The sequence below is a fragment of the Rheinheimera sp. genome, from assembly GCF_037442525.1.
In the GTDB taxonomy this organism is placed as follows: domain Bacteria; phylum Pseudomonadota; class Gammaproteobacteria; order Enterobacterales; family Alteromonadaceae; genus Pararheinheimera.
In genome coordinates, this window is record NZ_JBBIQD010000002.1 from 360,754 (window position 1) to 384,924 (window position 24,171).

Sequence of the window (24,171 nt, forward strand, 5' to 3'; positions counted from 1 at the left end):
TAACATAAATTACAAGAGAGCTTTGCCTGATTAAAACGGATGGGAAATTTCAGTTTTTCCGATGTAGCGCCAGTAAAGCGCTGTTGCACAGGCCACGGCTTATGCCAGAATGGCCTCTGTTCCCCTTGTATTACAGAGTCTGGCATGAGCTACCCACCCCGTTATTTTACCTGCACGGATGACGCCTTGATTCGTCAGTTTTTACAGCAACATTATTTTGGTTTGTTACTCAGCTGTCAGTCTGGCCTGCATTACAGTCCGCTGCCTTTTTTCATTGAGCAGCAGCCGCAAGGCTGGCAACTGGCCTGCCATCTGGCGCGGTCCAACCCACAGTTACAGGAGCTGGATGGGCAGCCGGTGACGGTGGTGATCCAAGGCCCACACGCCTTTGTGTCCGCGGCCTGTTATCCGGAGAAACCTGCCGTCTCCACCTGGAATTATTTACTGGTTGAATTTAAAGGCCTAGCCCGCTTACTGACTCCCGAACAAACACTGAGTCTGGCGCGACGTCAGGAAAGCCATTCAGACCCACAACTGGAGCAATCAGCCGACTACCAGCAGAAATTACTGGCCGGCATTCAGGGGGTGCAAATTGAGGTTGACAACGTCACGGCCCGCTTCAAGTTGTCACAAAATAAAAACCCGCAACAGCATCAGGCTGTGCTGCAGTACCTGCAGCAGCATGAACAGGCCGATTTTGTCTGGCGCTGGATGCAACAACCAGGCAGCGAGTAAGGCTCTGTTCAGCTGACGCTCGCCAAACTGTGCTTCGACTTTTTGTTTTAGGAGCACACTATGAAAAAGTACCTCATCGCCCTGGCGTTTGTCGCTGCCACACAAGCCACTGCAGGTGAGTTTGTTCCCGCTGCTGGTTTTGGTTCCCAGTACGGTGATCTAGGGGCCAAGTTTATGTACCGCGAAGGCACTATGGCCGCTTATGCTGGTGTGGGCGTCGGCGGTGGTGCACTGGGTTTTCATCTGGCGCACTCAGCAGGCAGCCCACATGTGTTTGGCATGCAGTATGGTTTTTCATCCGATGTGTTTGATGGCAAAGACATGCTGCTGGGCACCTATGACTACCATTTCAGTGGTTTCAGTGGTCGGGGCTGGACCTTAGGCGCTGGCCTGGGTGTCGCCGACTATGATGATGGTCGCCGCGATGGCGATTCAAGAACTCTGGCTGTACTGAATGTGGGTTATAAATTCTGACACTCAGACGAAGCATAAAAAAACCGGGTTGCCCCGGTTTTTTTATACTTATTCCGCCTCTTTTTGCGCAGAGGGGTGGTCCGGCTCCTCGTCGTTCCAGACCTGTTGTAAGGCCTGACGCTCCTGCTCAGACAAATACACAGTCCAGTGACGTGGACTGAAATAGGGCTGAGGCTCTGGCAGCTTACGTTTTACTGCGCTCATTCTGCTGTCCTCCTGATTGGTTCTTTATGGGCTTGTAAATAAGCCTAACAAAACCAAACTGAGCAGAAACTGAACGCCCCATTACAACTTTCTGGCATCTGCCGCCATCCCCGGGCGCAATGGTTCTGCCTTTAAAGCCGGGACAGGGCTTTTCTCCAGCTCAGTGTGCAGCTGTGCGATAGCCCGGCTTAACTGAGCATCCTGGCCAGCAAAGCTGGCAAACGGCAGGTTCTCCACCTGAATATCCGGGCTGACACCGCGGCCTTCAATAATCCAGCGACCCGCCGCGTCAAACTGGGCAGTTTCCGCCACCCGGGCCACACCAAAGTCAGCCAGCAGGTTGCGGCCGGACAACCAGACACCTGCACCAGAGGTTTGCTGACCAATCACAGGCCCCAGGCCAAGTGCTTTTACGCCTGCAGCAAAGGTTTCACCATCTGAGTAGGTTAAAGGGTCGGTCAGAACCACCAGACGGCCACGGAAGCTCTGCTGCATATTGGTGTACGCTTTGCCTTGCTGAGGTTGCCAGAAGGCCCAGACCCGACGCAGCAGTTTTTCAATCACCCAGCTGTCGATATTGCCACCGCGGTTACGGCGCACATCAATGATCAACCCCTCTTTATCCACCTGAGCATAAAAATCGCGGGCAAACTGGGCTAAATCGTTCGGGCCCATCGCATACAGATGCATATACCCAAACCGGCCCTGACTTTGTTTGGCCACCAAGGCTTTGTTTTGTGTAACCCAGTGCTGGTAGCGCCACTGCTGCTCCTGCTCCGGGCTTTGCGGTACCACCACTTTCTGCCAGTTTTTGCCGTCCCGTTGCAGGCTCAGCAACACCTGTTGACCTTGTTGTTGCTGCAACAGCTGCTGCAACTGCAGCTGAGTCTGTACCGGATGATGATTTACCGCTTTGAGCAGATCGCCATTTTGCAGTGGATCAGCCCCACTGGCCAACGGACTTTGCAACCAGGGCAAGTCCGGATCGGTCTGATACAGAGTCTGCAGCACCAGCCCCTGGTCAGTTTCACGCCACTGTCCGCCTAAACTGGCGGCCAGGCTTTGTTCCTGCGCTTTGGCATAGTCGCCGCCACGCACCTGAGAATGCAACACAGACAGTTCCCCAATCAACTGGGCCAGCAGGTCGTCGAGTTCGAACCGATCGCGCACCCGCTCCAATAAAGGCAGGTAGTGTTGTTTTATGGCGGTCCAGTCTTTACCGCGCATCGCCGGGTCAAATAAAAACTCGCGGTGCATCAGCCAGGCATCCTGATACATTTGTTGCCACTCGGCTTTGGGTTGCAGCTTTACCACCAGCGTCTCCACTGCCCAGGGCTCTGCATCGTCCCCTTCAGGCGCTTTGGCAGTGGCGGCCCCCAGGAAAAACCTGTTTTGCCCCGGAGCCGTCTGATACCAGAGTGCAATATTTTTGCCATCAGCCGACACGTGCAGATCCTGCACCGCACTGGCATACCCCTTCAACTGCTTACTCCGGGGCTCAATGCTCAGGCTGTGCACTACCCCGGCCTGACCTGGAGTCTCTGCAGCAGACAGCAGATACAGCTGTTTCTCTGCAACCTGCAGTTTCTGATAGTTGCCGGCCGCTACAGGCACCTGCCACAAGGTTTCGCCTATCTGGCTGAGCTCAAGCGCTTTGGCTTCTCCCTCCAGAGCAGTGCTGAGCTCAGACTCCGCATCAAAAGGAAACTGCTGATCCGTACTGAGTGCATAAGCAAATACCAAGGCGCGTTTATCAAAGGCCGGCCCCATATTGCGGTCACCCCAGGGTGCGCCCGGTTTGGCCTGCAATTGCCGCTCAGACAAAAAATACAGCCACTGGTTATCCGGGCTGAAGGCCGGGCTGTAAGAGTTGTAATCTGCACTGGTCAGTAGTTGGCTGTTTTGCTCTTTGACTGAATACAACCCCAACTGAGAACGGCCAATACCGTCGGTTTCTGTCACAAAAGCCAGCGCTGCAGAATCTGGCTGCCAGACCAGGGCGGTATAAGGTGATAAGCCAAAACCCTGCTGATAAATTTCGCTGTTTTTGCCACTTTGGGTATCAAGAATAAATAACCGTCCCGCTTTGTCGTCATGTGCCAGATAACGGCCATCTGGCGACAGGCTGAGCTGCCAGCGAAAACCGACCTTATCCTGAGTCAGCTGATTGCCTTGATCCGAGCCATCGGCGGCATAACGCCAGATCTGCAGCTCGCCGCTCTGATCGGACAGCAGATACACCCATTGGCCGTTTGGACTCAGTACAGCACTGCGGGCCCGTGCATGGTCAGGTAAGGGCAGCTCCACAGTGCGCTTGGGGGCGCGTGACAGCACCTGCACTTTCCCCCGCACCGTCAGGACAAGCTTTTCGGCTTTAAAACTGACCTTCTGATCGGTCAGGTACTTTAAAGGTTCAGCCAGCAGGCGTTCACGCTGAGCGGGAGAATCCGACAGCAAATTCGGGCTGAGGACAGAGTCGTTTCCACTGCCGTCCAGCAGACGCAAGTCAGCACCGTGCTGATAAATCAGTTGGTGCCCCGAGGCCCGCACTGCCCGTACTGCGTAATCCTTATGCTGAGTCAAAGCACTGAACTGGCCGCTGTCTGGCTGATAACGCCACAGATTCGGCATACCTGAAGCGTCGCTGACCAGCAGAAGTGTGCCGTTTTGCCAGACCGGATTGCGCAACGAGCCCTCATGTTCAGCCAGTAACCGCTGGGCTTCGTCAGTGGAATTCATTTTCCAGCGCCACAACTGGCCACGAGCGCCGCCCTGATACTGTCGGGCGTTATCCCCGGTCAGTTGCAAACCATAACGGATAAAATACAGATACTCGCCTTTTGCATCGATGGCGCCTTCCACTGCGTCCTGCAGCGGCAGGGTTTGGCTCTGACCATTGTTTAAATCCAGCAGACGCAACTGCCAGGTATTCACCGGTCCAATGTTCGCGTCCGTGCTGTACAACAACTCGCCTTTGGGGCTGAAACCATGCAGTTTCACTTTACCGTTCAGCGCGGTCAGGCGTTTCGGCTGGCCACCGCTGCGAGGCAGCTGATAAATATCCTGGCTGCCGTCGTAAACCGCCACATAGAGCACCTGTTGGCCGTCCGGTGTAAACAGTGCCTGGTTTTCTTCTGCAGCATGGGTGGTCAGGCGGCTGGCATTGGCCGCCCCCAGTTCTGTCAGCCATAAATCGCCTTCGGCAGTAAATACCAGTTGATTCCCTTCGATAGCCGGGCTGCGGTAATACGGCTGTGCCGCCAGGCAGGGTAAACTCAGACTCAGGGTGGTTAAAGCCACCAGTTTCTTGATCCTATGCAGTTTCATCATGCTCCCGTGACCTGTCTTTGCAGGCTGTTGTTTCTGGCTTTACCTTAACTGCCTGTTTAGCACGAAACCAGCCCAATCAACTGATTTTCCGTGATTTTTAGCCTGTTTAAGTCAAAAAAAGTAAAGTTAGGTTTGGCCGCTGAACTCCGTTTTTATCTTGCCTTCTCAGCCATAGAAATGACGAAAACCGGAGTGACTTATGAACCAACAGACCACGGAACAACAAACCAGACGACGTTTTTTAAAACACTTGGGACTAGGGCTGGCGGCAGCGCCTTTGATAGGTCTGATCGCCTGCGGTGACAGTTCGGACACCACAGAAATTGCCGAGACCGACTCCTCCACCGGCACTGGGGATACCGGGAACACGGACGGCACCGGCAGCAGCACCAGCTGGGCCAGCGGCGGTACTGCGTCGATGACCGCCAACTTTCCGGATGACAGTATTTTCGCAACCAGCGCAGCCTGCACAGTCGCACTGACCAAAGCTATGACTGAAGGCCCCTGCTTTTTTGCCGCTGATGCGCTGGATGACATTTCCGAAGAGCAGGTTGGGTTGCCAATGCAGTTATGCCTGCGGGTGATCGACAGCAGTTGCAACCCGGTGTCCGGGCTGGACGTAGAAGTTTGGCATTGTGACGTGGAAGGCATTTACTCCGGTGACACCACAGGCAGTTCAGACAGCCGGCGTTTCTCCAGCAGTTTTTGCACCGGTAATGACGCCGATGCACTGAAATCCAAATGGTTCCGCGGCTACCAGGTCACCGACAGCAGCGGCCGGGTGAACTTTAAAAGCTGTTTTCCGGGCTGGTATTCCAGCCGCACTATCCATATTCACTTCCGGGTGCGCAATAACAACAACGACCAGGTGATTTCGCAGTTTTGTTTCCCGGACAGCCTGACCGAAGACATTTGTACCACCCATGCCGACTACAAGAATCACGGTATGCAGGACACGACGCTCAGCAGTGGCAAAGACACTGTATTCGGCAGCAACTATCAGGATTATCTGTTTGACTGGCAGCAAAACAGTGACGGTTCTATTCTGGTGTATAAAACCATTCAGATCAGCTGATGCGGTGACTGGAAACGAAAGGTGGGTCTCGTCCCTGAGACCCACCTTTTATCTGGCGTTAAAAACTGCGCAGTGCATTGAGCGCCTGCTGCAGATGTGCCGGCTGAATATCCAGATGAGTCACCCAACGCAGCCGCTTGTAGTGCCCTTCGCTGGACGAATAACTGGACGAGGTAAAACGGATCCCCTGCGCGGTCAGATGGGCCAGCAACGCGTCCGCCACTGACAGTTCAATGTCGGTAAACAGAATATTGGTATGAGCCGGATGCACCACGACCCTGCCGGCAAGTTTGGCGTGTTCAGCCACCACAGCGGCAATACCGGCTGCCAGCTCTGCGGCATGACGATGGTCGTCCGCCAGCCGCTCCACATTGTGCTGCAGTGCATAGAGCCCCGCCGCCGCAATGACCCCGGCCTGACGCATGCCACCCCCCAGCATTTTCCGTACCCGGCGGGCTTGTTGAATAAAGGCCAGACTGCCGAGCAACAAAGAGCCAACCGGCGCCCCTAAACCTTTGGACAAACACAAAGACACCGAGTCATAACCGGCGGTCAACGCCCTGGCCGCCTGCCAGATGTCCATGCCCTGCTCAGCGGCCACTGCAGCCGCCGCATTCATCAGCCGGGCGCCATCAATATGGGCTTTTAAGCCCAGCTCTTTGCACAACGCAGCCACATCCTGCATATAGGCCAGCGGTAACACCTTACCGCCTGTGGTGTTTTCCATTACGACCAGCCGGGTCCGGGCGAAATGTGGGTCGTCCGGCTTCACGGCAGCACGGATGGAGGCTAAAGGAATAGTGCCATCCGGGTTTTGCTCCAGCGGCTGTGGCTGAATGGACCCCAGCACCGCCATGCCGCCGCCTTCCCAGCGGTAGGTGTGCCAGTACTGACCGACAATAGCTTCATCGCCGCGCTGGCAGTGGGTCATCATCGCAATTAAATTGGTTTGAGTGCCGCTGGGGGCAAAGAGTGCCGCTTCAAAACCCAATTGAGCTGCGGCGAATTGCTGCAGCTGGTTGACCGTCGGATCATCGGCAAACACATCATCGCCCACTTCTGCCTGCGCCATGGCCTGACGCATGGCACTGCAGGGCTGGGTCACGGTATCACTACGAAAATCAGCCATCATGTTGTTCTCCTTGATAGTGCGGTTATCAAACCTGATCGCCACCAGGAGTACAAGAGCCGCAAGGCCAAATTCAGCGCTCGCGCGACTGCATGACCAACAACAGCCTTAACTGACTGCCAGGCGCAGCGCAATCAGCGTCATCACCAGGGCAATCAGCGCATCAAAACAACGCCAGCGCAGCGGTGAGTTCAGCAGCACATTCAGCTTAGGGGCAAAGCCGGTCAGGCTGCTAAACCAGACCACAGAGGCCAGCACAGCCCCGACGCCAAACCAGAACGGTGATGGCTGCTGGTTCCCCACACTGCCAATCAGCACCAGGGTGTCCAGGTACACATGGGGGTTTAACAGGGTGATGGCAAAAGCCGTCACCATGGTTTTTGGCCAGGGGTCAGGTTTAACCTGCTCTGCCTGCAGCCGCCCCTGCCCCAGCCAGGCACGACGGGCCGCACCAAAGGCCAGGTAAAGTAATAAAGCCACACCAGCCCAGGTCAGCACAGGCACCAGAGGCGGTAACCAGTGTTGCACCAGCGCTATGCTGGAAATCCCCACCACTATCAGCAGCGCGTCACACAAAATGCAGACAGCCGCTATCACCAGCCGGTTGGCACCAGCCATGCTTTGGCTTAATACCCAAATATTTTGTGCGCCTATGGCCACTATCAGCCCCAGGCCAACACCAAAACCTATGCCTATGGATCCCATCCCGTCTTACCCCAGCAATTTGTGTGACCCACAGGCTAGCTCAGCCTGCTATTATGATTCCAACGAATAATATTTATGTATCATGAGTTTTTATCATGCTTGATTATCGGCTGGTGCAGGCTTTGGACGCCGTGCTGACCCAAGGGGGCTTTGAAAAGGCGGCGCAGGCACTGTACCTCACTCAATCCGCGGTCAGTCGCCGCATTAAACAGCTGGAAGCCCAGCTTGGCCAAATGGTGCTGCAACGTACTACCCCTCCCAAAGCCACTTTGGCCGGTCAGCGCCTGTTGCACCATTACCAGCAGGTCCGGCAAATGGAAGCGGCGCTGGGTTTAAGTACGGCTGACGAAAAACAAAGCATAAGGCTGGCAATGAATGCCGACAGCCTGGCCACCTGGGTTGCCGACGCTTTGCTGTTGCCAGACCACCCCGGTGTACGCTTTGATTTAGTGGTGGAAGACCAGTCGGTTGGCCTGAACCGGATGAAACAAGGCGACGTGATGGCCTGTATCTGCGCCAGCCCTGAACCGGTCAATGGCGGCGCTGTGGTCGCTTTGGGGGCTTTACGTTACCGTGCTGTCGCCAGCCCGGCTTTTATTCAGCGGTATCAGCTGGAAACCGCCCACCCCACCCAACTGGCGACAGTGCCTTGCCTGGTCTTTAACGAAGACGATCAACTACAACATGACTATTTGCAGCGCTATTGCGGCGAGCGGCCACAACATATTCATTATTGCCCCTCGTCCGAAGGTTTTTTAAAAGCCTGTTTGGCCGGACTGGGCTATGGCTTGCTGCCCGAGCTGCAAATGCAACAGGAGTTTGCCGACGGCCGGCTGCTGGATTTAAGCCCAGCGCTGTACCTGGACGTGCCGCTGTTTTGGCACCACTGGCAAACCGAAAGCCCGTTATTGCAACAACTGCGACAGCAGGTGCAACGGGTGGCGGCACAGACACTCAGACATCTGTAATGCCATGAAACACAGAGGAAAGGTCAGACTACTGTCAATTTCCCGCTGCAGGGGCCGCAGTAACCCGCCTTGTCATCAGATCTTCACAACCGCCTTGAGGTTTCGCTGTTTTTTTTAGCGCAAAATAAAATAAAATCCTGTATATTGTCGCCCTAATTTTCTAACCCTTAGCTTAATCGAGATGACTATGTCAGCAGATTTATCTTTATACAGAAACATTGGTATCTTCGCCCACGTAGATGCCGGTAAAACCACCACGACCGAGCGGATCCTGAAACTGACCGGTAAAATCCATAAGCTGGGTGAAGTTCACGAAGGTGAATCTACCACTGACTTCATGGTGCAGGAAGCTGAGCGTGGTATCACCATTCAGTCTGCTGCTGTGACCTGTTTCTGGAAAGGCCACCGTTTCAACGTGATCGATACCCCAGGCCACGTTGACTTCACCGTTGAAGTGTACCGTTCTCTGAAAGTTCTGGACGGTGGTATCGGTGTATTCTGTGGTTCAGGCGGTGTTGAGCCTCAATCAGAAACCAACTGGCGTTATGCGAATGACGCAAAAGTTTCCCGTCTGATCTTCGTCAACAAGCTGGACCGTATCGGTGCTGACTTTATCCGTGTTACAGATCAGGTGAAAAAAGTTCTGGGCGCGACCCCACTGATCATGACACTGCCAATCGGCCGTGAAGACACCTTCAAAGGTGTGGTAGACCTGCTGACTGAAAAAGCTTATGTGTGGGATGAAACTGGTCTGCCAGAGAACTACACCATCACTGATGTTCCGGCTGACATGCTGGAAGACGTGGCTATGTACCGCGAACAGCTGATCGAAACTGCCGTTGAGCAAGACGACGAGCTGCTGATGGCGTACATGGACGGCGAAATGCCAACTGTGGAACAAGTGAAAGCCTGTATCCGTAAAGGTACCCGCGACCTGGCCTTCTTCCCAACTTACTGTGGTTCAGCCTTTAAAAACAAAGGTATGCAGTTAGTTCTTGACGCTGTTGTTGATTACCTGCCAAACCCGACAGAAGTCAACCCACAGCCTCTGACTGACGAAGAAGGTAACGAAACTGGTCAGCACGCTATCGTTTCTGCTGACGAGCCGTTCCGCGCTCTGGCCTTTAAGATCATGGACGACCGTTTCGGCGCCCTGACCTTTATCCGTATCTACTCTGGTGTACTGAACAAAGGTGACACCGTACTGAACGCTTATACGGGTAAAACAGAACGTATCGGCCGTATGGTAGAAATGAACGCGAACGACCGTACCGACCTGACCACAGCTCAGGCCGGTGACATCATCGCGCTGGTTGGTCTGAAGAACAACACTCAGACTGGTCACACCCTGTGTGATCCAAAATTCCCGTGCACGCTGGAACCTATGGTATTCCCAGAGCCGGTAATTTCTATCTCTGTTACGCCAAAAGACAAAGGCGGCATGGAGAAGATGTCTGTGGCTATCGGTAAAATGGTGGCTGAAGACCCAACCTTCCGCGTTGAAACTGACCAGGATTCTGGCGAAACCATTCTGAAAGGTATGGGTGAACTGCACCTGGATATCAAAGTAGACATTCTGAAACGGACTTACGGCGTAGAGCTGATTGTAGGCCAGCCTCAGGTGGCATACCGCGAAACTATTACCCGTGAAGTGGAAGACAGCTACACCCACAAGAAGCAGTCTGGTGGTTCAGGCCAATACGGTAAAATTGACTACCGCATCCGTCCGGGCGAGCCAAACTCAGGCTTCAAGTTTATCTCTACCGTTGTGGGTGGTAGCGTACCAAAAGAATTCTACCCGGCTATCGAAAAAGGGTTCGAGTCAATGATGTCCACGGGCACCATGGCTGGCTTCCCGGTGCTGGACGTCGAAGTTGAGCTGTTCGACGGTGGTTTCCACGCTGTTGACTCCTCAGCCATTGCGTTCGAAATCGCCGCCAAAGGCGCTTTCCGTCAGACTATGCCAAAAGCAGGTCCGCAGCTGTTAGAACCCATCATGAAAGTGGACGTGTTCACGCCGGAAGACCATGTGGGTGACGTGATCGGTGACCTGAACCGTCGTCGTGGCATGATCTCTGGTCAGGAATCAGGTGCGACAGGCGTACGTATCAAGGCCACAGTACCACTGTCTGAGATGTTCGGTTACATCTCTACCCTGCGGACTATGACGTCAGGCCGTGGCCAGTTCTCTATGGAATTCGACCACTACGCACCATGTCCACAAAACGTGGCTGACGCTGTGATCGCTAAAGAGAAAGAAAAGAAAGCTGCTGCTAAAAACTAAGTAGCGCTTTAAAAAAAGCCCCGCTGGTGCAAACCGCGGGGCTTTTTGTTTTCCTTCGTTTTGCTGCCAGCAAAGCGATCACCCTTTTGAGTGGCGGCAGGAGCTCTGCGCCGCACCAGGATTGAATGAATACGCCCGCAACAGAGCCAAAATGCTGGCCGACCCGGGGTATACCAGTATTGCCGTGGATATGTACGGCACCGGCAAAGTGGCTGAGCATCCGGACAACGCCATGGCTTTTATGGAAGCGGCCATGAAAGAACCGGGCCAGGTGAATGCCCGCTTTGATGCCGCCATGGCGTTGCTCAAAGCCGAACCCGGCGTGAAGCACAGCTTTACCGTGCCGGATGCCACTGAAAAAGGCAAAGCTTTTTACATGCCGTTTGAGTACAACGAACAGGCCGACAAAGACAGCTGGGCCTGCCTGATCCGCTGCAGTTACAGCCGGACGCTGTCCAGTCCGGTCAGCCGGGCTTTGAGCTCTGAAACTGACCAGTGTTTGCCCTGTTGCACCACAGTATGTATGCCAGTGAGTGCACTCAGATCCTGTGACGGATCCGCCAGCATTACAATAAAGTCAGCCACATAACCCGGGGCCAGCTGCCCTGTATCCGCTAAATCCAGATGACGGGCACCGCCGACTGTCGCCAGTTGCAGCACTTGCCAAGGGCTCAGGCCAGCCGCCTGACTCAGCTGCAATTCCCGCAGATAAAAGGGGCCGCTGGCGCTTAAGTCAGTGCCAATCGCCAGTGGTACACCCACCTGATACAGCCGCAGCAGCAACTGCTGTACTTTAGGCAGCTGGCGCTGTGCGGCTTCCAGTTCCTGTTTTTGCCAATCGTAGCTCAGTGCAGCAAAAAACGAACGCCAGCGTCGACGATTCTCCGGGTGAAACCCCCACATCTGCGGTTCTGGATACAGGCGGTCCAGTTCCCGGCCAAAGTAAAACAACTCGTTGGCCACCAGAGTTAAATCAACCTGAGTCTGCTGACGGGCCAGGGTCGCAAACAGCTGCTGCATCGGCGCACTGTCGTAATCCACAGCTTCAAACCAGCGGTAGATATAACGGGTGTTATACGGATTTTTCCGCTCTGCCAGATAAGTCTGCTGCGCCTGACCGGTCAGCAGCTCAGCGCTGGTTGGCAAGGCATGGGTTAATTTATCAATACCCAGCTCAGCAGCGTATTGCCAACTGACACTGTCCAGATGCGCCACCGTTTTCAGACCGGCCGCTTTGGCCAGCCGTACCGCCATGGCCAGCTCTGTTTTACTTAAACCTGCATAGAGTTTCAGAGCCCGCACACCCGAGGCTTTTTGCCGTTCAATTTCTGCCAGCCAGCCTGCTTCGTCTTTGGGATAGACCGAACCGGCCTCCAAGGGGGTAGGTTCAAAGGCATAACCGGCATAATGCAGCTTAGGGCCAGGCCAGTGACCTGCCTGCTGTTGTTGGACATAACGGGCGTTGGCTTCCGGCTCACCTGCCGGACTGAAGGCTGTCGTCACCCCGACAGCCAAGGTGCTGATAGCATGATAGCGGGTGATTTCATCGTGCCCCTTCAGGCTGACCACAGGGCTGCCATTTTGCATTTCCACTCTGTGAGGTCCGGCCGTCAGATGCAGGTGCACATCAATCAGCCCGGGCATCACATACTGATCCTGTAAATCAATCTGCCGCCCGGCACCAGGCAACGGCTCCGCGCCCTGCTGCCCCAGTTGCACAATACGTCCTTGCCTGACCAACATCCAGCCATTGGTGATCCGCTGCTCCGTTGCCGGGTTTAACAGGGTGGCATTGTGATACAACACACTTTGCGGGTCAGTGCCATCCGCTGGTGGCTGAGCCATACTGCTGGCGGCACCGAACAGGCCGAAAAGCAACAGGCTGGTGACTGAAGAAATAGTGGCTTGCATCGATTCACTCCGGTTTCATTTGAGAACTGCTTTGTAAGTCGTTGAATTTGTAAGAACTGTTACAGATTATTTTTTATTTTTTCCCTGTAACACTTCAATGCAACGATCAGACTCAACACAAATGCACCCAGATCAGTGAGGGCTGAAAAAGCTGTTACTTCCAGTATTCGATAATCCGGCTCACCTTGTCGCCGTCAAACTCAAACACAGCGAAATGAGTGACAGCAACGCGGTTTTGAACGCCCTGTCGCTCTACCGCCACCGCCTTGTAACCGGGCAACTGCGTCAGAATACGGTAACAGGGCTCCATATTGGTGTATCGGCCTTGTGACTGCATGGCAGACAACTCCGCCTTGCTGTATTCACCGCCGTAGGCACCATGCCGGTAGACAAAGTCGTCGCTGTACGGGGAAAACAGCCTGTCTAAATCCGCCAGAACCGAGCCTTTCAGCATTACCTGATTCCACGCCGAGCTCACTTGCGCCACTTTGGCTTTTAGCCCGGCCGCATCCAGCACCTGTGGCTCAGAAGCTCAACTGGGCACCACCACACAGAGACAAAGCAACCCTCCTACTGAATTTATACATAGACAGTCCCTTTCGATGGCACAGGATGGGTGCTCCAACCCAATGTGGCTGTTACGGCACCATCGGAAATATGGGTGGGGCCAGACCCTGAGAATTTGGGAGCTGTTTCCTGCGGCCTCGCTACAGAGGTTGTGTCCCCCCCTGCCCGCACGCCGCTGCTGACCAGAGGTTCTGGCCAAGGTGTTCACAAAAAATTCATCCGTCTCCGCTGTCCGTTTTGTCTGACGACTGACTCATTAGGCAGGGATATCCCACAACAATGGAGGCTCGACAATGAAAGTGAACAGATGGTGTGCGGCAATGCTTTTAGCAGCAATGGGGCCTGTCAGCGCCGGTCAATCCGGTACTTTCAGCACATTGACCTACAATGTTGCCGGTTTGCTGGAGCTGTTTTCCAGTGCAGAAAGTGACCGCCAGGCGGCGACTGAGCAAATCAGCTGTTATATCAACACCTTTGATATTGTGAATGTGCAGGAAGATTTTAACTACCATGCCGCGTTGTACGACAGCTGCAACACCCATAGTTATCGTTCATCCACGACTGGGGGAATGGGCATTGGCAGTGGTTTGAATAGTTTGAGTCACTTGCCGTTTAGTACGATCAAAAGAGTGAAATGGAATCACTGCAATGGGGTGGATTGTCTGACTCCCAAAGGCTTTACCCTGATCCAGGTCAGGTTAGCCGAAGGTGTTTATCTGGACCTGTACAATCTCCATACCCAGGCTCAGGTGGAAACTGCAGATCTGACAGCCCGGCGGAATAATATACTGCAACTGAAAAACTACATTGCCGCCCATTCGGCTGGCAACACAGTGATCATTATGGGGGATACCAACACCCGCTACACCAGAAGTGGGGACAATATCCGCGAATTACTCGATGTTGGTTTTACCGACGCCTGGCTGCAGCTTTATCGTGCCGGTGACGTGCCTCTGTCAGGGGCTGACGCCTTGGTCTGTGAACCTAAAATAACGGCGGCCCAGTGTGAGATAGTCGACAAAGTACTGTACCGTAACAATGGTTTTGTCAATCTGAGTCTGCAGGATTATCAGGTTCGGCAGGATGACGAAACTGCAGATGGCCTGAAGTTATCCGATCATCCGCCAGTCTCCGCACTGTGGGGATTTCAGACGCCTGACGATCGCAGACTCAGTGATCCTGTGGGAGGTGAAGGTGGTGTTTCATTTAATGATGTCAGCCAGCTACCGGCCATTCCTGTGGTCAGTCAGCTTCATCTGCGCAGCGGCAACAGAGTGGACCAAATTGGGTTGCAGTTGAATACAGGCCAAAGTTTCAGCCATGGGGGTTCAGGTGGCAATCTGGCCAGTCTGCAGCTGGCTCCGGGCGAGTACCTGCAGGGGGTGACCCTGTGCCAGGGCAGCCGTAATGGCAGTATGCGGGTCTTTTATGTACGTATGCAAACGAACCTCGGCAGGGCTTTATCTGGCGGCTCTCAGACCAACCATTGCAGTGCATTTCAGGCGCCGGTCGGTTGGCAAATTAGTGGCTGGCATGGTCGGGCGGAAACTGAGTTGGATAAGCTGGGGGTGATCTACAGCCCTGCTCCACTCTAAACTCTGGTTTGCCCGTTGAGCAGCTCTGCTGCAAAGTGCTTTCTGAACACAGGTCCTGATTCAGGACCAACAAAATAAAGTGCTTGTCGGGCTGCAGCGATAAATAGGCCGGTCATTGCTTCTGCCTGACCGGCCCCTATCCTTCACACAAAAAAGCAGCCCGCAGGCTGCTTAGTCAAGGACCAGTAAAGTGCTACAGCATTACTGCTTTGGCAGCTCTTTTACGCCCATATTAAACAGGCTGAAGCCGATGATGTCGGTGGCCAGTTCAATTTGTTTGGACACAGGCACACCGGCGCCGTGACCGGCGTTGGTTTCAATGCGGATCAGCTGCGGATTAGTCCCGCCCGCTTTGGCCTGCAGCTCAGCGGCAAACTTAAAGGAGTGCGCCGGTACCACGCGGTCATCGTGATCGCCAGTGGTCACTAAGGTAGCCGGGTAGGCGACGCCTTGCTTCACGTTATGCACTGGTGAGTAGCCTTTGATGTAGTCAAACATCTCTTTGCTTTGCTCTGAGGTGCCGTAGTCATAAGCCCAGCCTGCACCTGCGGTAAAGGTGTGGTAACGCAGCATATCCAGCACGCCCACTTGCGGAATGGCCACTTTCATTAAGTCTGGCCGCTGAGTCATCACAGCGCCCACCAGCAAGCCGCCGTTGGACCCACCACGGATCGCCAGTTTGTTGTTTGAGGTGTATTTCTGGGCAATCAGGTACTCACCTGCTGCAATAAAGTCGTCAAACACGTTTTGTTTTTTCAGCTGAATACCAGCGTCGTGCCAGGCTTTACCGTATTCGCCACCACCACGCAGGTTCGGCACCGCGTACACGCCACCTAATTCCATCCACACCAGGTTGGCCACGCTGAAGGCTGGAGTCAGGCTGACGTTAAAACCACCGTAGCCGTACAGCAGGGTTGGGTTGTTGCCATCCAGCTGAAGGCCTTTTTTGTGGGTGATAATCATCGGCACTTTGGTACCGTCTTTGCTGGTGTAAAACACCTGCTTCGACTCATAATCGTCACTGTTAAACTTCACCGCCGGTTTGTAATACACCTTGGTTTCGCCCGCTTTGGGCTCAAAGGCAAAAGTGGTGGCCGCAGTGTTGTAGTTGGTAAAGCTGAAATACACCAGCTCGTCTTTGGTTTTGCCGCCAAAGCCAGATACGGTGCCGACACCAGGCAGGGTCACATCACGCACCAGCTTGCCGTCGTAGTCGTACTGTTTTACCTGAGAAATGGCGTCCACCATATAGTGGGCAAACAGGAAACCTGCGCCTTTGTTCACATCCAGTACATTGGCGGTTTCGGCAATCACTTCAGTCCACTTGTCTTGAGCAACCTCTTTGGCGTTAATTTTCACCAGCTTTTTATTCGGTGCATTCAGGTTGGTGACAAAAAATAACTCATCACCACGGCTGTCAACAAATTCAAAGTCGGCGCTGCCTTCGGCATAGACAGTGACAAAAGCACTGTCTGGCGTTGTTAAGTCTTTGATAAAGACTTTGTTGCCTGACGTAGCGTTTGCAGCAGACACAATCAGGTACTTGCCGTCATCGGTTACACCACCACCGACATAACGGTGTTTTTCAGTGTCCACGCCGCCGTACACCAGCACATCGTCTTTTTGGGCTGTGCCCAGCTTATGGTAATACAGCTTGTGCTGGTCGGTTTTGGCTGACAGCTCGGAGCCTTCCGGTTTGTCATAGCTGGAGTAGAAGAAACCTTCGTTGCCTTTCCAGCTGACGCCGCTGAACTTCACGTCCACCAGCTGTGTTTCCAGCTCTTTTTTGCTTTCAGTGTCGATAATAATAATTTTGCGCCAGTCACTGCCGCCTTCGGAAATGGAATACGCCAGTACCTTGCCGTCTTTGGAAAAGGACACATCGGCCAGCGAGGTGGTGCCGTCGCTTGAGAAGGTGTTCGGGTCTAAAAAGAGTTCAGCTTCGCCGTCGCCTTTTTTGCGGTACAACACAGACTGATTTTGTAAGCCATCGTTTTTAAAGAAGTAGCTGTAATCGCCTTCTTTAAAAGGCGCCCCTACTTTTTCATAGTTCCACAGGGTTTCTAAACGTTGTTTAATCTGATCGCGGTAACCAATCTGGTCCAGGTACGCAAAAGTCACTTTGTTTTGCTCTTTTACCCAGGCGCCGGTTTCAGCGCTTCTGTCGTCTTCCAGCCAGCGGTAAGGGTCGGCCACTTTCGTATCAAAGTAAGTATCCACCACCTCGCCTTTTTGCGTCAGCGGATAAGTAAATGGGTTGGCCTGAGTTTCGGCTGCTGTCACTGTGTCGTTGCTCTTTGTGGTGTCTTGAGGTTGGCCACAGGCTGTTAATAAAGCCAGAGCCACGGCGCTTACTGCGTATTTCATGGATCCTGTTCCCCGGATTTGAGTAAGTGAACTGTGAATAAATCGCCACGAGCATAACAAAGTCGAACCCGCCATGCAGCCCCGCCAGCTGAATTTCTGCCGCAGCCTCAGGGGCACTCAGCTTTCAGTGAATACGTATGCAAAAAGTAAATGAATTTATTTCATCTGTTTACAAATATCTTACCTGCGCCTAATTTTCATGGGTCACCGGTGAACCACTGCACAGACCAATGGAATTGGTTGTGTGCAGATAACAACAAATCAACAGACAAGGTGACTTTATGGTGAATACAACAACTTGCCAGCTGAAGGCGCTGTTTTGGCTCAGCGCGGCTGTGGCCGTCACGCCAGCGGCTCAGGCCGATGTGATACTGCACGCCTTTAACTGGAATTACACTGAAATTACCGCCAAAGCCAATGAAATTGCCGCCGCCGGTTATAAAAAAGTGCTGGTGGCCCCGCCGCTGAAATCCAGTGGCAACGAATGGTGGGCCCGTTATCAGCCACAGGATTTACGCCTGATCGACCACCCCCGTGGCAACAAGCAGCAACTGCAAACACTGATCACCACTTTATCGGGCCTGGGCGTCGAGGTGTATGCCGATGTGGTGCTGAACCATATGGCGAACGAGTCCTGGAAACGCTCCGATCTGAACTACCCCGGCACTGAGCAGTTGAATAACTACAGCGCCAACTGGACCTATGTGAATAACCAGAAGCTGTTTGGTGATTTAAGCCAGAACTTTTTATCCGGCTCCGACTTTCATGCAGCGGGTTGTATTACCAACTGGCTGGATGTCGGCCATGTGCAGTATTACCGGCTCTGTGGCGGGGGCGGCGACACCGGCCTGCCGGATTTAGACAACAACAGCTGGGTGGTCAGCCAGCAACAGCAGTACCTGCAGGCGCTGAAAAACATGGGTATCAAAGGTTTCCGGGTGGATGCGGTGAAACATATGACCAATACCCATATCAATCAGGTGTTTAACTCCGGTATTAAAAGCGGCGTGCATGTGTTTGGTGAAGTGATCACTTCTGGCGGCGCTGGCAACCAGGAATACGAGCTGTTTCTGAAACCTTACCTCGACGGTACAGGCCAGGGCGCTTATGACTTCCCGTTATTTGCCTCTATCCGCAGTGCGCTGTCGTATGGCGGCTCAATGAACAGTCTGGTGGACCCCGGCGCTTATGGCCAGGCACTGGCCTGGAATAAAGCTGTCACCTTTGCTATTACCCATGATATTCCAACCAACGACGGTTTCCGTTATCAGATCTTAAACAGCACAGATGAAGTGCTGGCCCATGCCTATATTCTGGGCCGGGACGGTGGCATGCCGATGATCTATTCCGACCATGGCGAAACGGCCGCATTGGACGGCTACCGCTGGCAGGATTTTTACAAAAGAGCCGATATTAAAAACATGATCCGTTTTCACAACGCGGCCCAGGGCAACGGCATGCAGGTGATGGGTTACAACGACTGCTTCCTGCTGTTTAAACGTGGCAAAAAAGGCGTGGTGGGTATCAACAAGTGCGAGCAGCCGGTGGATTTCTGGGTCGACAGTTACGCTTACGAGTTTAACTGGTACAAAAACTACAGCGATGTGTTGGCAGGCAATACCTTCAACGTCAGCAGCCAGTGGTTCAAACTGACCATTCCAGGCCGTAGTGCCCGGATGTGGCTGGAGCAGTAAGCGAATCAGGGCAGCGCACCCGCTGCCCTTTTTTCTTGTTCAGCCGCCGCTGGCTGGTTAGAGTAAATCAATCTAGCCCTTTCAGAGTTTTGCTGATGTTGCCCATCGCCCTGCTGCTTCAACTGATTTTGGCTCAGCCAGGCGCTGAACCTTCCACAGTGCCGGACCCGACCTTGCCGGTGCTGGCGCCACCTGCCGCGGCATCCTGGCAACCCCAACAAGACTTCGGCCCCTGGCAACAGCAACAAAAACAACGTTACCGCACCGCTTTGTTGTGGCCGGATGAAGCGCCCGCCACAGGGCAATTGCAGCAAAAAGAACAACGCGACGGCTATCAACTGGAACAGTGGCAACTGCAGCTGACCAGTCAGACCCAAAGCCTGGCGCTGATATTACGCCCAGCCAGGCCGATAGGTGCCGTGTTGTTGCTGCATGATCACGGCGCCTTTTTTGCGCTAGGCAAAGAAAAATACATCCGCCCGACAGACCCGGCCCAACTGGCCTTAGCCCAACCCTGGGTCGACAAATACTTTTCCGGTGTCTTTATTGGCGATGAGCTGGCCCGCCAGGGTTATCTGGTGCTGGCCGCCGACAGCCCGGGTTTTGCCAGCCGCGGCCCGCTAAGTTATGACCAGCAGCAACAGCTGGCCGCCAATTTGCTGGCCGCCGGTCATTCGCTGGCTGGATTGGCCGCCTATGAGGATATGCAGCTGGCCAGCTTTTTACGCCAACAGCTTCACAGCGCCAGCCTGCCGCTGATCAGCCTGGGGTTTTCGATGGGCGCCTTTCGCGCCTGGCAAGTGGCAGCTTTATCGGATCAGGTGAATGCCGCTGTGGCTGCCTGCTGGTTTAACAGCTGGCCTGTTCTGCTGAAAAGCGGCAGCAATCTGGCCAAAGGCCAGTCGTCTTTTTATTTTCTGCACCCCGGGCTGAACAGCCAGCTGGATATTGCGGATCTGGTCAGCCTGGCCGCCCCCAAACCCTTGTACCTGCTCAATGGCGGTCAGGACCCACTGATGCCAGCTGACGCTGTGCTCAAGGGCTATCATCAGTTGAAACAAGCCTGGCAGCAGGCAGGGGCTGCAGAAAAACTGCGCACTGAACTCTGGACTGAAGCCAAACACGAATTTCATCTGGCGCAGCAACAACAGGTCTGGGCCTGGCTGAGAGAATTACAGGCGACCAGGCCCAGCCGCTGAAAGCAGGCTTTTGGTCGCAGCGCTCTGGTGCTTTGCACGGAGCTAAGTTACAAACCTAAGGCGGTCTTTTGCCCAGATCGCTGGCACAACCAATTTACGCAGATAAAAAACCACGGGACTAACAATGAAAAAAACCACCCTGACTCTGGCCAGCCTCAGCCTGGCCGTTTTACTCAGCCTGCAACCAGGTCTGGCACAAGCCAAAGACGCACCGGCTGGCCCCCTGCACAAACGCCAGATTGATGTGGACTCGGTGGTCGTGACCAATCACGACACCAAAGTGCTGGGCGAGTCGTTCAGCTATAAAGCCTATACCGGCACTCAGCCGGTCTGGGATGACGAAGGCAACGCCACAGCCACAGTGTTTTATACCTATTACGAGCGTCAGGGGGTGAAGGACCGCAACAGCCGGCCTTTGCTGATTTCCTTTAACGGCGGCCCCGGTTCCGCTTCGGTCTGGATGCAAATTGCCTACACAGGGCCACGCGCCATTAATATCGACAGTGAGGGTTACCCGCTGCAGCCTTATGGGGTGAAAGAAAACCCCTATTCAGTGCTGGACAGCGCCGACATCGTCTTTGTCAACCCGGTCAACACCGCCTATTCACGGGTATTACCAGGCAAAGATGGCAAGCTGCCTGGTAAAGATGCCCAGCAGAAAATGTTCTTCGGCACCAATGCCGACATCAAGTACCTGGCCGACTGGCTGAATACTTTTGTCAGCCGTTATGACCGCTGGCCATCCCCTAAATACCTGATAGGCGAAAGCTATGGCACCACCCGGGTATCTGGTCTGGCACTGGCGCTGCAAAACCAGCAATGGATGTATTTAAACGGTGTGGTGCTGGTGTCTCCCACCGAAATTGGCATTAAACGCGAAGGCCCGGTCGATGTGGCCAACCGTCTGCCGTATTTTGCCGCCACCGCCTGGCACCATAAAAAGCTGCCGCAGGACCTGCAACAAAAAGACCTGATGGAGGTGCTGGCTGAAGTGGAAAGTTATACGCTGAACACTTACCTGCCGGCACTGGCCAAAGGTGCCTTTATTGACCCGGCCGAAAAACAGGCCGTGGCCGAGCAGGTCGCCCGTTATTCCGGCTTGTCCCTGACCTCTGTAGTGCAAAACAATCTGGATATAGACCCGGCGTTTTTCTGGAAAGATTTATTACGCGACCAAGGCAAAACAGTAGGCCGGCTGGATTCCCGTTATCTGGGTATTGACCGCAAAGATGCAGGCGTAGAGCCGGACTACAACGCCGAGCTGACATCCTGGCTGCATTCGTTTACTCCGGCGATGAACCATTACCTGCGCACTGAGCTGAACTACAAAACCGACGTGAAATACAATATGTTCGGCCCTGTACACCCCTGGGATCGCAGCGATGACAACACAGGTGAAAACCTGCGCCTGGCAATGGCCGCCAACCCGTACCTGAACGTGATGATTCAATCCGGTTATTACGACGGTGCCACCAACTACTTCGACGCCAAATACAGCATGTGGCAACTGGACCCCAGCGGCAAAATGAAAGACCGCTTAAGCTTCAAAGGCTACCGCAGCGGCCATATGATGTACCTGCGCCACGAAGATTTAAAACAGTCGAACCAGGATTTACGTGACTTTATCAACGCCACCCTGGTCAAACCGGATCAGGCCGCCAGGTACTAATGTTCTTTGAATAAGCAAAGGCCAGAGTGACTGGCCTTTGCTTTTTCAGTGGTTCTTCAGCCTGCCCGCAGGCGCGCGGCAGTTTTCCTTCCCAGCACATAAAAAGGCCACATCAGCAGCAGGTTCAGTAATAAACCCAGGATCAGACCAAACAGCAGACCTTCAGCACTTAACGGAATGCCCGGAGTGAAGTTGCTCAGTACAACCCGTAACTGAGGCCATCGTTTTGGCTGCAGCATAAACAGCAATTTTTCCGGCAGGTAACCATTGGCAAAAATATCGATACCGGCACTCAGTTCATGCAACAGCTCAACCGTTGCCTGTTTTTGCCTGGCGTCTGCCCGCACACTGGCCTCTGTGTTGTTCAGGTGCCTGGCAATCATTGCATTTAAATCAGCAAACTGATGCGCTTTGGCGGTGGCTTCAAACCCATCCACCTGCTGTTTGGTGGCCTGATAAAATCCGCTCAGGTACTGATGGTAATGCTCAGCGAACAAGGGGAACTGCAAAGCCAGAAGCAGCGTAGCGGCAAAGACTAACTTATCGATGAAACGGCTAATCACAAAGGAATGTCCTCTAATCTGGCTTTGCGCTCCGCGGTATAACACCACCAGGCTTTCGGCTCTTCGCCGGCCATAAAACGGGTTACTGAGATAAACACATCAATAACACAGGGATCATGCCGCTGGCCGGTCAGCTCACAAAGTTGCTGATACATCTGGTATGGGTCCCGCTCTATCAGATCGGCAGGTTGCTCAATGCCCAGCAAACGCAGGTCGGCAGCACTCGCCGGTCCAATATTAGGTAAATCCGTCAATTGGCAGGTTTGCAGACGCTTTACTTTGGCTGGATGCACAGGATCACTCCCTCAGACGCCCGGACGCTCAGTGGAACAGCCCCACCGCCAGTTCAGCCCAGATCAGTAACAATGCACACAGCACAGCAAAGCCGAGCGCCAGACGCTGCTTTTTCGTGCGCAGCTGCACAGCGGCCAGTTGGTACAACATGCCAGCAGCAAACAGCAGCACCCCGGCCAGCAGGAAGTCGCCTGGCCCCCAATTCACTTCAGCGCTGAATTGCATCGCCAAAAACGGCAGCAGCAGTACCGCAGCTGTGACGCGAACCACCTGCCTGCTGCGTTGAGCCAAAGATAAGCTTTGCATCTGCTCCTCCTTTTAAGTTGTTAGATCACGACAATAAATCGTCCGTCAGTTCCACGCCAATGTTTTCTGCTGGGCCGCGCTTTGCAGCGCCAGCTCAATGGCTTTTACGCATTGTACCGCCTGCGCAGCTGAGACAGGCAAAGCGGCCTTTCCAGAGAGTGCCAATGCCAGTTGCTGATAAAAACCGGCATAACGGCCTTGAGGCAATGCCAGGCTATGGCTGCCTGTGGCATCGGCAAACTCGGCCTGACGCTCCCGCTGCCGCACCGGCCAGCGCGGGTCATGCAGACCCTGCCCAAAACGTAAGATCTCTTCCTGCGGGTCCAGGCCATAACTGCGGAAGCTGGCCTGGCTGCCCTGCACTTCAAAACGCAGCGGTGTGGCGGCGGCAAAAGGCGACGAGCTTACACAGACTTCTTTATCCCCGTAGTGCAGCTGCAGCTGAAAATAATCAGTAGTCTGCCCGTCGTCACGCAGTATGCGACAGCGGGCTGTCATGGCCTCTGGCATCCCAAATAACAGCAAGGCCTGGTCAATTAAATGCGGGCCTAAATCAAATAAAATACCGCTGCCAAACTCCGCTCTTTCGCGCCAGCGCTGCTGCACATGCGGTCTGAACCTGTCAAAACGTGACTGCATCAGCCGAACAGCCCCCAGCTTGCCTTCTGCAATCAGCTGCTGCAGCGCCAGAAAGTCATCGTCAAAGCGACGGTTATGGTAAGCACAGAGCTGCAGGCCTTTTTGGGCGGCCAGCTCAACCAGTTCTTCCGCCTCACTGACACGCAGCGTAAAAGGTTTTTCCACCACCAGGTGTTTACCGGCCAGCAGCGCTGCTTTGGCGAGCTCATAATGGCTTTGATTGGGCGAGGTGATGACCACCAGTTCAGCCGCAGTCAGCTGGATCAGTTGCTGCGCTTCTGCATAAACCTTCAGGCCAGGCCGGTACGAGCTGGCTTCGGGCTGTGAGCTTGAAATAGCGCAGAGTTCAAAACCAAGTTCCGGGGTCAAAAAAGGCAGATGGAATACCCTGGCGGATAAACCAAAACCAATGACTGCGGTTTTTATCATGCAACAGGCCTCTTCACTAATGAACCCAGAGCAT

The 24,171-nt window shown here is 54.0% G+C and carries 20 protein-coding genes and 1 pseudogene; 10 read left to right on the top strand and 11 right to left on the bottom strand.

Annotated elements, in window-relative coordinates; genetic code table 11:
- Nucleotides 1-144: 144 nt before the first annotated feature.
- Both WKJ03_RS05895 and WKJ03_RS05900 read left to right on the top strand, forming a co-directional pair.
- Nucleotides 145-735: an FMN-binding negative transcriptional regulator gene (locus tag WKJ03_RS05895; protein ID WP_337841244.1), complete on the top strand. Its 591-nt coding sequence runs from the start codon at nucleotides 145-147 to the stop codon at nucleotides 733-735.
- Nucleotides 736-795: 60 nt separating this feature from the next.
- Nucleotides 796-1,209, top strand: a complete 414-nt coding sequence (locus tag WKJ03_RS05900; RefSeq protein ID WP_337841245.1) for a hypothetical protein — start codon at nucleotides 796-798, stop codon at nucleotides 1,207-1,209.
- A 48-nt stretch (nucleotides 1,210-1,257) separates the two neighbouring features.
- Here WKJ03_RS05900 and WKJ03_RS05905 read toward each other — a convergent pair whose 3' ends face one another.
- Nucleotides 1,258-1,413, bottom strand: a complete 156-nt coding sequence (locus tag WKJ03_RS05905; protein WP_337841246.1) for a hypothetical protein — start codon at nucleotides 1,411-1,413, stop codon at nucleotides 1,258-1,260.
- An 81-nt stretch (nucleotides 1,414-1,494) separates the two neighbouring features.
- Nucleotides 1,495-4,743, bottom strand: a complete 3,249-nt coding sequence (locus WKJ03_RS05910) for a S41 family peptidase (protein ID WP_337841247.1) — start codon at nucleotides 4,741-4,743, stop codon at nucleotides 1,495-1,497.
- 199 nt (nucleotides 4,744-4,942) lie between these two features.
- Here WKJ03_RS05910 and WKJ03_RS05915 point away from each other — a divergent pair, with 199 nt between their 5' ends.
- Nucleotides 4,943-5,818, top strand: coding sequence for a hypothetical protein (locus WKJ03_RS05915; protein ID WP_337841248.1), 876 nt, complete (start codon nucleotides 4,943-4,945; stop codon nucleotides 5,816-5,818).
- Nucleotides 5,819-5,876: 58 nt separating this feature from the next.
- On the opposite strand, the gene ltaE is transcribed toward WKJ03_RS05915, so the two are convergent.
- Nucleotides 5,877-6,950, bottom strand: a complete 1,074-nt coding sequence (ltaE, locus tag WKJ03_RS05920; protein ID WP_337841249.1) for a low-specificity L-threonine aldolase — start codon at nucleotides 6,948-6,950, stop codon at nucleotides 5,877-5,879.
- Nucleotides 6,951-7,055: 105 nt separating this feature from the next.
- Complete coding sequence (locus WKJ03_RS05925; protein ID WP_337841250.1) at nucleotides 7,056-7,652, bottom strand: LysE family transporter; 597 nt, start codon at nucleotides 7,650-7,652, stop codon at nucleotides 7,056-7,058.
- A gap of 95 nt (nucleotides 7,653-7,747) precedes the next feature.
- On the opposite strand from WKJ03_RS05925, the gene WKJ03_RS05930 reads away from it, so the two are divergent.
- The 3 genes and pseudogenes from WKJ03_RS05930 to WKJ03_RS05940 all read left to right on the top strand — a co-directional run.
- On the top strand, nucleotides 7,748-8,620 hold the full coding sequence (locus tag WKJ03_RS05930; protein WP_337841251.1) for a LysR family transcriptional regulator ArgP: 873 nt from the start codon (nucleotides 7,748-7,750) through the stop codon (nucleotides 8,618-8,620).
- Nucleotides 8,621-8,807: 187 nt separating this feature from the next.
- Nucleotides 8,808-10,904: an elongation factor G gene (gene fusA, locus WKJ03_RS05935; protein WP_337841252.1), complete on the top strand. Its 2,097-nt coding sequence runs from the start codon at nucleotides 8,808-8,810 to the stop codon at nucleotides 10,902-10,904.
- Nucleotides 10,905-11,022: 118 nt separating this feature from the next.
- Nucleotides 11,023-11,127 (top strand): annotated as a pseudogene (locus tag WKJ03_RS05940) (dienelactone hydrolase family protein); the annotation flags it as partial.
- Between the two features lie 215 nt (nucleotides 11,128-11,342).
- On the opposite strand, the gene WKJ03_RS05945 reads toward WKJ03_RS05940, so the two are convergent.
- A complete protein-coding gene (locus WKJ03_RS05945; protein WP_337841253.1) occupies nucleotides 11,343-12,815 on the bottom strand; it encodes an amidohydrolase family protein in 1,473 nt (490 codons plus the stop codon).
- A gap of 154 nt (nucleotides 12,816-12,969) precedes the next feature.
- Nucleotides 12,970-13,332: a hypothetical protein gene (locus WKJ03_RS05950; RefSeq protein ID WP_337841254.1), complete on the bottom strand. Its 363-nt coding sequence runs from the start codon at nucleotides 13,330-13,332 to the stop codon at nucleotides 12,970-12,972.
- Between the two features lie 370 nt (nucleotides 13,333-13,702).
- On the opposite strand from WKJ03_RS05950, the gene WKJ03_RS05955 reads away from it, so the two are divergent.
- Nucleotides 13,703-14,977, top strand: coding sequence for a jacalin-like lectin (locus WKJ03_RS05955; RefSeq protein WP_337841255.1), 1,275 nt, complete (start codon nucleotides 13,703-13,705; stop codon nucleotides 14,975-14,977).
- Nucleotides 14,978-15,178: 201 nt separating this feature from the next.
- On the opposite strand, the gene WKJ03_RS05960 is transcribed toward WKJ03_RS05955, so the two are convergent.
- Entirely contained in the window at nucleotides 15,179-17,344 is a 2,166-nt protein-coding gene (locus WKJ03_RS05960; RefSeq protein WP_337841256.1) for a prolyl oligopeptidase family serine peptidase, read from the bottom strand.
- Nucleotides 17,345-17,625: 281 nt separating this feature from the next.
- Here WKJ03_RS05960 and WKJ03_RS05965 point away from each other — a divergent pair, with 281 nt between their 5' ends.
- From WKJ03_RS05965 to WKJ03_RS05975, 3 genes are all read left to right on the top strand, one after another.
- Nucleotides 17,626-19,038: an alpha-amylase family protein gene (locus WKJ03_RS05965; RefSeq protein WP_337841257.1), complete on the top strand. Its 1,413-nt coding sequence runs from the start codon at nucleotides 17,626-17,628 to the stop codon at nucleotides 19,036-19,038.
- Between the two features lie 95 nt (nucleotides 19,039-19,133).
- Nucleotides 19,134-20,237 carry an alpha/beta hydrolase family protein gene (locus WKJ03_RS05970; protein WP_337841258.1) on the top strand — a complete coding sequence of 368 codons (1,104 nt, stop codon included), beginning with the start codon at nucleotides 19,134-19,136 and terminating at the stop codon, nucleotides 20,235-20,237.
- Between the two features lie 124 nt (nucleotides 20,238-20,361).
- On the top strand, nucleotides 20,362-21,906 hold the full coding sequence (locus WKJ03_RS05975; protein ID WP_337841259.1) for a carboxypeptidase: 1,545 nt from the start codon (nucleotides 20,362-20,364) through the stop codon (nucleotides 21,904-21,906).
- A gap of 56 nt (nucleotides 21,907-21,962) precedes the next feature.
- Here the strand turns inward: WKJ03_RS05975 and WKJ03_RS05980 are convergent, their stop codons facing one another.
- The 4 genes from WKJ03_RS05980 to WKJ03_RS05995 are packed head-to-tail and all read right to left on the bottom strand — an operon-like array spanning nucleotide 21,963 to nucleotide 24,137.
- Nucleotides 21,963-22,469 (bottom strand): DUF2937 family protein, encoded by a 507-nt coding sequence (locus WKJ03_RS05980; protein WP_337841260.1) that lies wholly within the window; start codon nucleotides 22,467-22,469, stop codon nucleotides 21,963-21,965.
- The gene (locus WKJ03_RS05985; protein ID WP_337841261.1) at nucleotides 22,466-22,762 is read right to left on the bottom strand and encodes a helix-hairpin-helix domain-containing protein; all 297 of its coding nucleotides are present in this window, start codon (nucleotides 22,760-22,762) and stop codon (nucleotides 22,466-22,468) included. The genes WKJ03_RS05980 and WKJ03_RS05985 overlap by 4 nt, the downstream gene beginning before the upstream one ends.
- Nucleotides 22,763-22,790: 28 nt before the next feature.
- Nucleotides 22,791-23,069 carry a hypothetical protein gene (locus WKJ03_RS05990; RefSeq protein WP_337841262.1) on the bottom strand — a complete coding sequence of 93 codons (279 nt, stop codon included), beginning with the start codon at nucleotides 23,067-23,069 and terminating at the stop codon, nucleotides 22,791-22,793.
- Between the two features lie 45 nt (nucleotides 23,070-23,114).
- A complete protein-coding gene (locus tag WKJ03_RS05995) occupies nucleotides 23,115-24,137 on the bottom strand; it encodes a Gfo/Idh/MocA family oxidoreductase (protein WP_337841263.1) in 1,023 nt (340 codons plus the stop codon).
- Nucleotides 24,138-24,171 lie beyond the last annotated feature (34 nt).

What these genes read in the sequence shown, in the direction of transcription:
- WKJ03_RS05895 (WP_337841244.1), top strand. Translation starts at nt 145, where the DNA reads ATGAGCTACCCACCCCGTTATTTTACCTGCACGGATGACGCCTTGATT.
- WKJ03_RS05900 (WP_337841245.1), top strand. Translation starts at nt 796, where the DNA reads ATGAAAAAGTACCTCATCGCCCTGGCGTTTGTCGCTGCCACACAAGCC.
- WKJ03_RS05905 (WP_337841246.1), bottom strand. Translation starts at nt 1,413, where the DNA reads ATGAGCGCAGTAAAACGTAAGCTGCCAGAGCCTCAGCCCTATTTCAGT.
- WKJ03_RS05910 (WP_337841247.1), bottom strand. Translation starts at nt 4,743, where the DNA reads ATGATGAAACTGCATAGGATCAAGAAACTGGTGGCTTTAACCACCCTG.
- WKJ03_RS05915 (WP_337841248.1), top strand. Translation starts at nt 4,943, where the DNA reads ATGAACCAACAGACCACGGAACAACAAACCAGACGACGTTTTTTAAAA.
- ltaE (WP_337841249.1), bottom strand. Translation starts at nt 6,950, where the DNA reads ATGATGGCTGATTTTCGTAGTGATACCGTGACCCAGCCCTGCAGTGCC.
- WKJ03_RS05925 (WP_337841250.1), bottom strand. Translation starts at nt 7,652, where the DNA reads ATGGGATCCATAGGCATAGGTTTTGGTGTTGGCCTGGGGCTGATAGTG.
- WKJ03_RS05930 (WP_337841251.1), top strand. Translation starts at nt 7,748, where the DNA reads ATGCTTGATTATCGGCTGGTGCAGGCTTTGGACGCCGTGCTGACCCAA.
- fusA (WP_337841252.1), top strand. Translation starts at nt 8,808, where the DNA reads ATGTCAGCAGATTTATCTTTATACAGAAACATTGGTATCTTCGCCCAC.
- WKJ03_RS05945 (WP_337841253.1), bottom strand. Translation starts at nt 12,815, where the DNA reads ATGCAAGCCACTATTTCTTCAGTCACCAGCCTGTTGCTTTTCGGCCTG.
- WKJ03_RS05955 (WP_337841255.1), top strand. Translation starts at nt 13,703, where the DNA reads ATGCTTTTAGCAGCAATGGGGCCTGTCAGCGCCGGTCAATCCGGTACT.
- WKJ03_RS05960 (WP_337841256.1), bottom strand. Translation starts at nt 17,344, where the DNA reads ATGAAATACGCAGTAAGCGCCGTGGCTCTGGCTTTATTAACAGCCTGT.
- WKJ03_RS05965 (WP_337841257.1), top strand. Translation starts at nt 17,626, where the DNA reads ATGGTGAATACAACAACTTGCCAGCTGAAGGCGCTGTTTTGGCTCAGC.
- WKJ03_RS05970 (WP_337841258.1), top strand. Translation starts at nt 19,134, where the DNA reads ATGTTGCCCATCGCCCTGCTGCTTCAACTGATTTTGGCTCAGCCAGGC.
- WKJ03_RS05975 (WP_337841259.1), top strand. Translation starts at nt 20,362, where the DNA reads ATGAAAAAAACCACCCTGACTCTGGCCAGCCTCAGCCTGGCCGTTTTA.
- WKJ03_RS05990 (WP_337841262.1), bottom strand. Translation starts at nt 23,069, where the DNA reads ATGCAAAGCTTATCTTTGGCTCAACGCAGCAGGCAGGTGGTTCGCGTC.
- WKJ03_RS05995 (WP_337841263.1), bottom strand. Translation starts at nt 24,137, where the DNA reads ATGATAAAAACCGCAGTCATTGGTTTTGGTTTATCCGCCAGGGTATTC.